The sequence below is a fragment of the Pseudomonas sp. Pseusp97 genome (assembly GCF_047304025.1).
GTDB lineage: Bacteria > Pseudomonadota > Gammaproteobacteria > Pseudomonadales > Pseudomonadaceae > Pseudomonas.
Window position 1 is genome coordinate 16759 of the sequence record NZ_JBGLYK010000058.1, and the last position, 11474, is coordinate 28232.

An 11474-nucleotide genomic window follows, 5' to 3' on the forward strand; every position below is an offset into this window, starting at 1 on the left:
CCCCGGTCAGCCGGCGGTGACGCTGCGCAGTCGGCCGGTGGTCTTGTGCCGGGAGCAGCAGTTGCTGTCGCCTTCGACGAAGCGGCCGGGGGTTTCCACGCGGTCGATGGGCATGGCGCAGCGCTCGCCGTTGGACAGGCGTCCTTCGCAGGCGGGCTGCTGGTAATGGGCGAGCCAGCTGCGGTACTGGTCTTCGGCGACGAAGCACTTGGCCGCGGCGTAAGCCATGGGGTTTTCCTGGTAACGGGGGACATCCTGCAGCGACAGGGTCAGATGACCGGCGCCGGGATGGTACACCACGAAGATCACCCCCAGGCCGGCCAGGCGCTCCAGCACCGACCCCTCGGCCGCCTTGGCCGACAGGGCATCCAGCTCCAGGCGCAATCCCTCGGCACCCTGCTGCAACTGGCCGGCGAGCTGGCGCAGCTGGGCGGTTTCCTCGCGCAACTGCTCGGCTTCCCGGCGCAGTTGCTGGTTCTCCTGCTGCAACTGCTGGTCCAGCTCATTGCGGTAGCCCAGCTCCACGTCGCGGACGGAAATCTGTTCCTTGTAGCGGGCCTCGAGGCTGGCCATGCGGGCACGGGCTTCCTCCTCGATCTGCTGGCGCAGCTGATCCAGTTCGTCGCGACCGCTCTGTTCGATGTGCCGCAGTTGCGCGGTGAGTTCCTCGCGCCCGCGCTGGAAACCGCTGGCCTGGCCATCCAGCTCGCGGCGCAGGCCGGCATTGATCTCCTTCTCGCGCTCCAGGCCTTCGCGCAGCGCAGCGAGTTCGGCCTGCAACGCTTTCAGTTGCTCCTGTGCAGAGATCTTCAGGCGACTGAGTTCCTGCTCATGCTGCTGGCCGATCTGCGACAGGCGGGCTTCATGCTGGCCGAGCAGTTCGGCAGTCTTCTGCTGATGCTCCTCGAGCATCGCGCGGGCCAGCTTTTCGGCCTCCTCGCGGGATTCCTCGGTGGGCGCGTACCACTGGTGCTCGTCAGCCATCTGCAGGCGCGCCGGCTCCACGGCAGCGGGCTCTTCTTCCACCAGAACACCCAGGTTGTTGCGCTTGACGGCTTCACGCAGTTGCACCAGATGGTTCTGAGCGGCGTCCAGGGTCGGGTCCCACAGGTGCATCTGGTGCCAGGACACCGGGCACTGGCTGCGGCAGGCCAGGCGGATCGGCCCGGCGCCCATGTCAGGGCCGCGACCGGCGCGGTCGGCCAGGTTGCGCAGCGGCAGGTTCCAGCCGCGGTCGGCTTCGCCCTTCTCGTCGAAGTCCAGATAGAAGAACACCACCGCCTTGACCATAAGGCGCGGGTTGATCAGCACATAGGCGAGCTGCATCTGCTGATCGGCGTATTCCGGCAACTGCACGACGTTGTCGAGCAGCGCCTCGAATTCGGGGTAGAGCATTTCCCTGCAGACGCCACGGTCATTGAAGAAGACCACGGCTTCCACCATTTGAGGCTTCTTCTGCATGCTCATCGATTGACCCCTGGGCTGGTGCGGGAGGAAATCTGGAGAAAAGGGTCTGTCAGAAATGCAGCACCCTGACGGCAGGAAAATCCCGACATCCGAGCAAGTCTAGGGGAATTAATGTCGCAGGCAATGTGACTCGGTTGGCACCCGACCCGGCGGTCGGGCCGGGCGGTTAACTGGCTGGATAATTCTGTGACGCGGTTGGGTTTTCGAAAGGGTTTCCAGGCCTGGAAGGGAACTTTTCCGGGCCTGGCTTTGTGATCCCGGTCTCAGCCGAGTGAGGTCTCGCTGCCCTCAGATGGCAGCGGCGAGGCGCGAGCCCTGGTTGATGGCGCGCTTGGCATCCAGCTCGGCAGCCACATCGGCGCCGCCGATCAGGTGCACGCTCTGGCCAGCCGCGACCAGCCCGTCATGCAGCTCGCGCAGCGGGTCCTGGCCAGCACAGACAACCACGGTATCCACCGGCAGCACCTGCGGCTCGCCGCCGGCGATGCTGATGTGCAGGCCGTCGTTGTCGACCTTGAGGTACTCGACGCTGTTGAGCATCTGCACCTGCTTGTTCTTCAGGCCGGTGCGGTGGATCCAGCCGGTGGTCTTGCCCAAGCCGTCGCCGACCTTGGACTTCTTGCGCTGCAGCAGGAACACCTGGCGCGCCGCGGCGTGCGGGTGCGCCTGGATGCCGGCGATGCCGCCGCGCGCTTCCAGGTTCTCGTCGATGCCCCACTCCTGCCAGAAGGCATGGCGGTCCAGGCTGGTGGATTCGCCGGCGTGGGTGATGTACTCGGAAACATCGAAACCGATGCCGCCCGCGCCGATCACCGCGGCGCTCCTGCCGACCGGTTTGCGCTCGAGGATCGCGTCCAGGTAGCTGATCACCTTGGCATTGTCGATGCCCGGAATCGCCGGGGTGCGCGGCACGATGCCGGTAGCCAGGATGATTTCGTCGAAGCCACCCTTGACCAGGTCATCCACGCTCACGCGGGTGTTCAGTTGCAGGTTCACGCCGGTGGTTTCCACCTTGCGCTTGAAGTAGCGCAGGGTCTCGTAGAACTCTTCCTTGCCCGGCACGCGCTTGGCGACGTTGAACTGGCCGCCGATTTCGCCGGCGGCCTCGAACAGGGTCACCTCATGGCCGCGCTCGGCCGCCACGGTGGCGGCGGACAGGCCGGCAGGGCCGGCACCGACCACGGCGATCTTCTTCACGTGGGTGGTCGGGATGTAGTTCAGCTCGGTCTCGTGGCAGGCGCGCGGGTTCACCAGGCAGCTGGTGAGCTTGCCGCCAAAGGTGTGGTCGAGGCAGGCCTGGTTGCAGCCGATGCAGGTGTTGATCTCATCGGCGCGGCCTTCGGCGGCCTTGTTGACGAAATCCGGATCGGCAAGGAACGGACGCGCCATGGAGACCATGTCGGCGTCGCCTTCGGCCAGCACCTGCTCGGCGATTTCCGGGGTATTGATGCGGTTGGTGGTGATCAGCGGAATGCCGATCTCGCCGCGCAGCTTGGCGGTGACCTTGGTGAAGGCCGCACGCGGCACCTTGGTGGCGATGGTCGGGATACGCGCTTCGTGCCAGCCGATGCCGGTGTTGATGATGGTCGCGCCGGCCTTCTCGATGGCCTTGGCCAGCAGGACGATCTCGTCCCAGGTGCTGCCGCCTTCCACCAGGTCGAGCATCGACAGGCGATAGATGATGATGAAGTTCGGGCCCACGGCCTCGCGCACGCGGCGGACGATTTCCACCGGCAGGCGCATGCGGTTCTCGTAGCTGCCACCCCAGCGGTCGGTGCGGTGGTTGGTGTGGGCAACCAGGAACTGGTTGATGAAGTAGCCTTCCGAACCCATGATCTCGACGCCGTCGTAGCCGGCGACCTGGGCCAGGGCAGAGCAATTGACGAAGTCGGCGATCTGCTTCTCGATGCCCTCTTCATCCAGCTCGCGAGGCTTGAACGGGTTGATCGGCGCCTGGATGGCGCTGGGCGCTACGGACTTGGGGCTGTAGGCATAACGGCCGGCATGGAGGATCTGCATGCAGATCTTGCCGCCCGCCTCGTGCACCGCCTGGGTGACGATCTTGTGCTTCTCGGCTTCCTCGGCGGTGCTCAGCTTGGCTGCGCCGGAGTACACGCCGCCTTCCTCGTTCGGGCCGATGCCGCCGGTGACCATCAGGCCGACGCCGCCACGGGCGCGCTCGGCGAAGTAGGCCGCCATGCGCTCGAAGCCCTGGGGCTTTTCTTCCAGGCCGGTGTGCATGGAGCCCATCAGGGTGCGGTTGCGCAGGGTGGTAAAGCCCAGGTCCAGCGGTGCGAGCAGGTGCGGGTAGGTGGCGGTCATGGTTCCTCCGGCATTCACGATGATGCCGCCCCCTCAGCCTGTGGTCGCGGAACGGCGAGGCATGGGGCGCGGTCGGTATGGGGCAGACTCTAAGGAGCGCACCCTCGCCGCTCAATGATCGAAAATGACAAGTTACTGACCAAAGATGACACCACGCCTTGGCAAGACCCAGCCCATCCCCTACCCTGTGGGGCACCCCATGAGTACCCTTCCCGTATGCGCAAGCTGATCTTCCTCGTCCTGGTGATCCTCTTCGCCGGCTATGCCGGCTGGGCGGAGCGTCGCCCGGTGGGCCACTACCTGTCCGACCTGCGCAGCCAGGTCTCGCTCAACCAGGGCCAGCCGTCCGAGCGCGGCAACCTGCTGGGCGTGCAGCCGGAGCTGTTCACCCAGGACTACCAGAGCGTCGAGCGCCTGCGCCTGAAATTCCACGCCTACCTGGCCAAGGCCCGCGACGAAGGGCTGATCAACCCGCGCACCGTGGTGGTCTTCCCCGAGCACATCGGCACCTGGCTGGTGGCCGCTGGCGAGAAGCCCGAGGTCTACCAGACCGAGCACATCGCCGAGGCCATGGAATGGATGGCCGCCAGCAACCCGCTGAAACTGGCGCGCGGCTGGCTTGGCGCCAAGGGCGAGGATCGCATGGCCGACGCCCTGTTCCGCATGAAAGCGGTGGACATGGCCCACGACTACCAGACGCTGTTCGGCGGCCTGGCGAAGGAGTTCGGCGTGACCCTGGTCGCCGGCTCCATCGTGCTGCCCAACCCGCGCATCGTCGAAGGGCAGATTCGCACCGGCAACGGCCGCCTCTACAACGTCACCCAGGTCTTCGGCGCCGACGGGCTGCCGCTGGGCAAACCCCAGCGCAAACTGTTCCCCATCGACGACGAGAAAGGCTTCACCCGCGGCGGCGATGCCGATGACCTGCAGGTGCTGCAGACCCCAGCGGGCCGCCTGGGCGTGCTGGTCTGCGCCGACAGCTGGTACCCGGCGAGCTACAGCGCGCTGGCCACGAACAAGCCGGACATCATCGCGGTACCCGCCTTCCTCACCGGCAACGGCAGCTGGAGCCAGCCGTGGAAGGGCTACAACGGCGGCGCCACGCCGGGTGATGTGACCCTCAAGCCCGGCGAGCTCAGCGAAGGCGAAGCCTGGGAGCGACTGGCCCTGGCCAGCCGTCTCGGTGAAAGCGGCGCGCACGCGGGCATTACCGTGTTCCTGCGCGGCCATCTCTGGGACCTGGGCAGCGACGGCCGCAGCCTGATCGTGAATGGCGACAGCCATACCCTGGCGCCCGACGGCCCCGGCGCGCGCCTGATCAATCTCTGGCTATGAACCGCCCGACCATGCGTCTGGGCGATCTTTCGGTGGGTTTCGTCCACAGCCTCGCCGATGCCCTGGCGCAAAGCGGTGTCGCCCCGCAACCCCTGCTGGAACAATACGGACTGGACGCGGCGCGCCTGGGCGAGCCCGGCGCGCGACTGTCGATTCCTCGCTACATGCGCCTGGGCCACGCGGCCATCCAGCAGAGCGGCGACCCCGCCCTCGGCCTGCGCATGGGGCAGTTGAGCCGACCGAGCCAGAGCGGTCTGGCCGGCGTCACCGCCGCCCAGGCACCCAACCTGCGCGCCGCCGCGCGCGCGCTGATCCGTTTCGAGCCTCTGTATGCACAGAACTACCGCGGCCAGAGCAGCTTCATCGAGGACGCCGGCGGCGCCTGGCTGCGCTTCTACTCCATCAGCCCGTACAACGCCTACAACCGCTTCGTGGTGGATTCGGTGCTGGCCGGCTGGGTGAGCATGCTCGGCAGCATTGGCGCGCAACCGCTGCGCCCGGAGAAGGTGGAGATCGAGTACCCGGCGCCTGCCTGGGCGTCACGCTTCGAGGAAATGCTTGGCTGCCCGGTAGAGTTCGGCGCGCAGCACAACCAGCTGCGTCTGGACCAGGCCACACTGGCGCGCGCCAACCCGGACCATTGCCCGAGCACCTGGCGGCAATTGCTGGATATCTGCGAGAAGGAACTGGAGCAGCTGACCCGCACACGCAGCCTGCGCGAGCGCGTTGCCCAGTTGCTGGGCCCGATGCTCAATGGCCGCGAACCGGACCTGGAAGAAGTGGCCGCGCGCCTGAAGCTGCCGACCTGGACGCTACGCCGCAAGCTGGCCGAGGAAGGCACGCAGTTCCGCAGCATCCTCAACGACACCCGCCGCGACCTGGCGATGATCTACATCCGCGACACGGACCTCGCTTTCGGCGAGATCGCCTACCTGCTCGGCTTCGCCTCCGCCGAGGCCTTCCAGCGCGCCTTCAAGCGCTGGAGCGGGCAGACACCCGGGGAATTCCGCCGCGCCCAGCGCCACAGCGCCTGATCACATCTCGGTGGCGTCGTCAGCCGGCTCCGGCAGATCCTGTTCCACGGCGTGCAGCTCCAGCAGTTCTTCCTGATAGTCGTCCATTGGCTTTTCTCCTGACCGTTCGATCCGGTTTTAGCAAAGACCACGGGGAAAAAGCTAGACGGCAAAGGTGAACGACCTGTGACAGCGTCTTACAGAACAACGGTCGGAATTATCGGACGGAAACGAAAAAGCCCTCAGGTATTGCTACCTGAGGGCTTTCGAATATGGCGCAGCGGACGGGACTCGAACCCGCGACCCCCGGCGTGACAGGCCGGTATTCTAACCGACTGAACTACCGCTGCGCGTAACTTGCGAGAGTGGTGGGTGATGACGGGATCGAACCGCCGACCCTCTGCTTGTAAGGCAGATGCTCTCCCAGCTGAGCTAATCACCCTTCGTCTCGAAGTGGGGCGCATTCTACAGCCGGCAGAACCTAAGTCAATGCCCCGATTGGATTTTTTTTCATTTTCCGGAAAATAGATGGAAGCACCATTACCCGACTCGGTGCCAGACGGGGTTCGCGAGCAAGCTCGCTCCTACAGGGAAGGGGTGTTGCTCTTGTGTAGGAGCGAGCTTGCTCGCGAACAGCCCAACGCCGAAATCACACCCGCCAAATAAAAAGGGCGACCCTCGGGCCGCCCTCCTCTTCCACGCCCGACACTCAGTCGAGGTAGATCATCTTGCGCGTCATGCCGCCGTCGATCACCAGCTCCTGGCCGGTGACGAATCCGGCGCTGTCGCCGATCAGCCAGGCCACCGCGGAGGCGATGTCCTCCACCGTGCCGACGCGGCCGACCAGATGCTGGTCATGATCCAGCTCGGTCAGCGGCCCGGCCTCGCGCTCACGCAGGTCGCGGGCGTCGATCCAGCCGGGGGAAATCACGTTGACGCGGATTTCCGGCCCCAGGCTGCTGGCCAGGGCGTGGGTCAGCGAAAGCAGCCCGCCCTTGCTCGCCGCATAGGCTTCGGAATTCGGCTCGGACTGGTGCGCACGGGTGGACGCGATGTTGACGATGGCACCGCTGTGCGCGCGCAGGTACGGCGCACAATGTTTGGCCAGCAGCATCGGGCCGGTGAGGTTGACCGCCAGAGTACGGTTCCACTCGTTCAGGCCCAGGCCTTCCAGCGGCGTGTTGTGCGGCCGGGCGATGGCGGCGTTGCTCACCAGCGCATCCAGGCGGCCGAACTGACCGATCAGCTCGGCGACGGCCGCGGCGACCTGCCCTTCATTGGCCACGTCCAGCGCGATGAAGCTGGCGCGCTCGCCCAGCGCCGCCGCCACCTTCGGGCCACGTTCGCGGTCGATGTCCGCCAGCACCACCTGCCAGCCCTCGGCGACCAGCCAGGCAGCGATGCCCAGGCCGATGCCGTGGGCCGCACCGGTCACCAGCACTACCTGACCGTTGCCCAGGGCGTCCATCACGCTCACAGCGCCGCCAGGCCTCGCGCCAGGTCGGCCTTGATGTCGTCGACATCCTCCAGGCCCACGGCGACGCGGATGAGGTTGTCACGGATGCCGGCGTTCTCGCGCTCGGCCGGCGACAGGCGACCGTGCGAGGTAGTGGCCGGGTGGGCAATGGTGGTCTTGGTGTCACCCAGGTTGGTGGTGATGGAGATCATCCGGGTGGCGTCGATACAGCGCCAGGCTGCCGCCTTGTCGCCCTTCACCTCGAAGCTCACCACCGCGCCGAAGCCCTTCTGCTGACGCTTGGCCAGTTCGTGCTGCGGGTGGCTGGGCAGCCCCGAATAGTAGACGCGCTCCACGCCCGGCTGCTGCTCCAGCCACTCGGCGACCAGCTGGGCCGAGGCGCTGTGAGCCTGCATGCGCACGCGCAGGGTTTCCAGGCCCTTGATGAAGATCCAGGCGTTGAACGGGCTGAGGGTCGGGCCGGCGGTGCGCAGGAAGCCGACAACGGGCTCCATCTGCGCGCGGCGACCGGCGACCACGCCGCCCATGGTGCGGCCCTGGCCATCGATGTACTTGGTCGCGGAATGGATCACCACGTCCGCGCCCAGCTTCAGCGGCTGTTGCAGAGCCGGTGTGCAGAAGCAGTTGTCCACCGCCAGCAGCGCGCCCTTGGCATGGGCGATCTCGGCCAGCGCGGCGATGTCGACCAGCTCGGCCAGCGGGTTGGACGGCGACTCGACGAAGAACAGCCGGGTGTTCGGCTTGCAGGCCGCTTCCCAGGCCTTCAGGTCGCTCAGCGGCGGGTAGTCCACCTCGATGCCGAAGCGCTTGAAGTACTTCTCGAACAGGCTGATGGTCGAGCCGAACACGCTGCGCGAGACCAGCACGTGGTCGCCGGCGCTGCACAGGCTCATCACCAGCGAGAGGATGGCCGACATGCCGGTGGACGTGGCCACCGCCTGCTCGGCACCTTCCAGCGCGGCGATGCGCTCCTCGAAGGTGCGCACTGTGGGGTTGGTGTAGCGCGAGTAGACGTTACCCGGCACTTCGCCAGCGAAACGCGCGGCCGCATCGGCAGCGCTGCGGAACACATAGCTGGAGGTGGTGAACAGGCCTTCGCCGTGTTCAGCCTCCGGGGTGCGGCGCTGTCCGGCGCGCACTGCGAGGGTGTCGAAGCCGACGCCCTCCAGGTCGCTGTCCAGCCGGCCGGCTTCCCAATCCTGAGCCATGCCCTGCTCTCCCTATTCGTTTCTGAATCAGTCGTTGTACAGATCGATGATGGCGCTGACCGCGGCACCCTTGGTCTTGGTGACGTCGTTGCGCGCCTGGTCGATCTTGTTCAGATAGGCTTCGTCGACATCGCCGGTGACGTATTCACCGTTGAATACGGCGCAGTCGAAGTGGTCGATCTTGATCTTGCCGCCTTCGGTGGATTCGATCAGGTCCTGCAGGTCCTGGTATACCAGCCAATCGGCGCCGATCAGCTCGCCAACTTCCTCGGTGCTGCGGTTGTGCGCGATCAGCTCGTGGGCGCTCGGCATGTCGATACCGTAGACGTTGGGGTAGCGCACCGCCGGGGCGGCGGAGCAGAAGTAGACGTTCTTCGCGCCGGCTTCGCGGGCCATCTGGATGATCTGCTTGCAGGTGGTGCCGCGCACGATGGAGTCATCCACCAGCATCACGTTCTTGCCGCGGAATTCGAGCTCGATGGCGTTGAGCTTCTGGCGCACCGATTTCTTGCGCGCGGCCTGGCCGGGCATGATGAAGGTACGGCCGATGTAGCGGTTCTTCACGAAGCCTTCGCGGAACTTCACGCCCAGGCGGTTGGCCAGTTCCAGCGCGGCGGTGCGGCTGGTGTCCGGGATCGGGATGACCACGTCGATGTCGTGGTCGGGACGCTCGCGCAGGATCTTGTCGGCCAGCTTCTCGCCCATGCGCAGGCGCGCCTTGTAGACCGAGATGCCGTCGATGATGGAGTCCGGGCGGGCCAAGTAGACGTGCTCGAAGATACACGGCGAGTACTGCGGGTTGGCCGCGCACTGACGGGTGTAGAGCTTGCCGTCTTCGGTGATGTACACCGCTTCGCCCGGCGCCAGGTCGCGGATCAGGGTGAAGCCTAGGACGTCCAGGGCCACGCTTTCCGAGGCGATCATGTACTCCACGCCATTCTCGGTGTGACGCTGGCCGAAGACGATCGGGCGGATCGCATGAGGGTCGCGGAAGCCGACGATGCCGTAGCCGGTGATCATCGCCACCACGGCGTAGCCGCCAACGCAACGGGCATGCACGCCAGCCACGGCGGCGAACACGTCTTCCTCGGTGGGTTGCAGCTTGTTGCGCACCGCCAGCTCATGGGCGAACACGTTGAGCAGCACTTCCGAGTCGGAATTGGTGTTCACGTGGCGCAGGTCGGATTCGTAGATTTCCTTGGCCAGCTGCTCGACGTTGGTCAGGTTGCCGTTGTGCGCCAGGGTGATGCCGTAGGGCGAGTTGACATAGAACGGCTGCGCTTCGGCGGAGCTGGAGCTGCCCGCGGTCGGGTAGCGCACGTGGCCGATGCCGATCTTGCCGACCAGGCGCTGCATGTGGCGCTGCTGGAAGACGTCACGGACCAGGCCGTTGTCCTTGCGCAGATACAGACGGTCGTCCTGACAGGTGACGATCCCCGCAGCGTCCTGGCCACGATGCTGGAGAACGGTGAGGGCGTCATAGAGCGCCTGATTCACGTTCGACTTGCCCACGATACCGACGATGCCACACATGCGACGCAACCCCTAGTTGGTGTTCAGGCTAAAACAATTCCGTATTCGGCAGTATCCACCGGACCTGCCGTAGCGGCGACGGCTTCCCGTCGCCTCCGCCCGCCCGTCACTGGGCCGGCAGCAAGGACCCCACTCCGGATGGCGGAGTGATGGTCACGCCGGACATCCACTGCCCGGCGAAAGTCAGGATGAAGTTCTTCGACCAGTCGGCGACCATCAGGAAATGCGGCATCAGCACCGATTGCTGCCACCACGGATCCTGTTGCACCGGCGCAAGGCTCAGCAGCCCGACCAGCAGAACCACCAGCAGCACGCCACGGGCGCCGCCGAACACCATGCCCAGCACGCGGTCGGTACCGGACATGCCGGTCACCCGCACCAGCTCGCTGATGAGGAAATTGACGAGTGCGCCCAGCAGCAGCGTGACGACGAAAAGAAGAGCGCAGGCGGCGATGACACGCCCCGAGGGCAGCTGGATGTAGGGTGCGAGATGCTCGGCCAGGGCGCCGCCGAACATCCAGGCGACCGCACCGGCTACGATCCAGGTGACCAGCGACAGGGCTTCCTTGACGAAACCACGGCTCAAGCTGATCAGGCTGGAAATGACGATGATGCCGATCATCGTCCAATCGACCCAGGTAAATGCCACGTTGCGGCCCAGAAACGGAAAGGCCCCGCATTTTAGCAGAGGCCTTCGATTTAGAAGAGCCCCAGTTTGACATGGGGCCGATTGAAAGAAGCTAACGAACGGCCTCAGCCGCGCTCAGGCTGGAAACGCACCACGAAACCATTGAGCTTCTGCTGCTTGCCGAGCTGGTCGCGCAGGCGATCCGCCTCGGCGCGCTCGACCACCGGGCCGACGAACACCCGGTTCATGCCGTCGAAACTGCGCACATAGGCGTTGTAGCCCTGGCTGCGCAGGGACTTCTGCAGCTCATCAGCACGGGCGCGGTTGGACAGGCTCGCCAGTTGAACCGACCAGCTCACCGGCAGGTTGTCGCTGTCCAGGCGCTGGGCCGGCTGTTGCGCCGGAACGGCAGGAGCGGCGCTGGCCGCGCAGTGCGATGCAGCGGGCACCGATGACGAGATCCTGGTGTTCGGTTCGTTCTACAGCGTGGC

At 65.7% G+C, this 11474-nt stretch carries 8 protein-coding genes, 2 tRNA genes and 1 pseudogene; 2 read left to right on the plus strand and 9 right to left on the minus strand.

Going from position 1 to position 11474, the window contains the following annotated elements; all coding sequences use genetic code 11:
* Positions 1–6 precede the first annotated feature (6 nt).
* Positions 7–1467, minus strand: a complete 1461-nt coding sequence (locus tag ACCC94_RS12535; protein WP_413349786.1) for a chromosome partitioning protein ParA — start codon at positions 1465–1467, stop codon at positions 7–9.
* 288 nt (positions 1468–1755) lie between these two features.
* Positions 1756–3789, minus strand: coding sequence for an FAD-dependent oxidoreductase (locus tag ACCC94_RS12540; protein WP_413349787.1), 2034 nt, complete (start codon positions 3787–3789; stop codon positions 1756–1758).
* Positions 3790–4005: 216 nt separating this feature from the next.
* Here ACCC94_RS12540 and ACCC94_RS12545 point away from each other — a divergent pair, with 216 nt between their 5' ends.
* Entirely contained in the window at positions 4006–5124 is a 1119-nt protein-coding gene (locus ACCC94_RS12545; RefSeq protein WP_413349788.1) for a carbon-nitrogen hydrolase family protein, read from the plus strand.
* On the plus strand, positions 5121–6158 hold the full coding sequence (locus tag ACCC94_RS12550; RefSeq protein WP_413349789.1) for an AraC family transcriptional regulator: 1038 nt from the start codon (positions 5121–5123) through the stop codon (positions 6156–6158). Before ACCC94_RS12545 ends, ACCC94_RS12550 begins: the two co-directional genes overlap by 4 nt.
* 252 nt (positions 6159–6410) lie before the next feature.
* Here the strand turns inward: ACCC94_RS12550 and ACCC94_RS12555 are convergent.
* The 7 genes and pseudogenes from ACCC94_RS12555 to ACCC94_RS12585 form a co-directional block, all read right to left on the minus strand.
* A tRNA-Asp gene (locus tag ACCC94_RS12555) sits at positions 6411–6487 on the minus strand.
* A 16-nt stretch (positions 6488–6503) separates the two neighbouring features.
* A tRNA-Val gene (locus ACCC94_RS12560) sits at positions 6504–6579 on the minus strand.
* A gap of 267 nt (positions 6580–6846) precedes the next feature.
* Positions 6847–7605, minus strand: coding sequence for an SDR family oxidoreductase (locus ACCC94_RS12565; RefSeq protein ID WP_413349792.1), 759 nt, complete (start codon positions 7603–7605; stop codon positions 6847–6849).
* A gap of 5 nt (positions 7606–7610) precedes the next feature.
* Positions 7611–8822 carry an O-succinylhomoserine sulfhydrylase gene (locus tag ACCC94_RS12570; protein ID WP_413349790.1) on the minus strand — a complete coding sequence of 404 codons (1212 nt, stop codon included), beginning with the start codon at positions 8820–8822 and terminating at the stop codon, positions 7611–7613.
* Positions 8823–8849: 27 nt separating this feature from the next.
* Complete coding sequence (purF, locus tag ACCC94_RS12575) at positions 8850–10355, minus strand: amidophosphoribosyltransferase (RefSeq protein ID WP_413349791.1); 1506 nt, start codon at positions 10353–10355, stop codon at positions 8850–8852.
* 106 nt (positions 10356–10461) lie between these two features.
* Positions 10462–11004 (minus strand): CvpA family protein, encoded by a 543-nt coding sequence (locus ACCC94_RS12580; RefSeq protein ID WP_138525869.1) that lies wholly within the window; start codon positions 11002–11004, stop codon positions 10462–10464.
* 104 nt (positions 11005–11108) lie between these two features.
* A pseudogene (locus tag ACCC94_RS12585) lies at positions 11109–11456 on the minus strand (SPOR domain-containing protein); the annotation flags it as partial.
* Positions 11457–11474 lie beyond the last annotated feature (18 nt).

What these genes read in the sequence shown, in the direction of transcription:
- ACCC94_RS12570 (WP_413349790.1), bottom strand. Translation starts at nt 8,822, where the DNA reads ATGGCTCAGGATTGGGAAGCCGGCCGGCTGGACAGCGACCTGGAGGGC.
- ACCC94_RS12550 (WP_413349789.1), top strand. Translation starts at nt 5,121, where the DNA reads ATGAACCGCCCGACCATGCGTCTGGGCGATCTTTCGGTGGGTTTCGTC.
- ACCC94_RS12540 (WP_413349787.1), bottom strand. Translation starts at nt 3,789, where the DNA reads ATGACCGCCACCTACCCGCACCTGCTCGCACCGCTGGACCTGGGCTTT.
- ACCC94_RS12535 (WP_413349786.1), bottom strand. Translation starts at nt 1,467, where the DNA reads ATGAGCATGCAGAAGAAGCCTCAAATGGTGGAAGCCGTGGTCTTCTTC.
- ACCC94_RS12545 (WP_413349788.1), top strand. Translation starts at nt 4,006, where the DNA reads ATGCGCAAGCTGATCTTCCTCGTCCTGGTGATCCTCTTCGCCGGCTAT.
- ACCC94_RS12565 (WP_413349792.1), bottom strand. Translation starts at nt 7,605, where the DNA reads ATGGACGCCCTGGGCAACGGTCAGGTAGTGCTGGTGACCGGTGCGGCC.
- purF (WP_413349791.1), bottom strand. Translation starts at nt 10,355, where the DNA reads ATGTGTGGCATCGTCGGTATCGTGGGCAAGTCGAACGTGAATCAGGCG.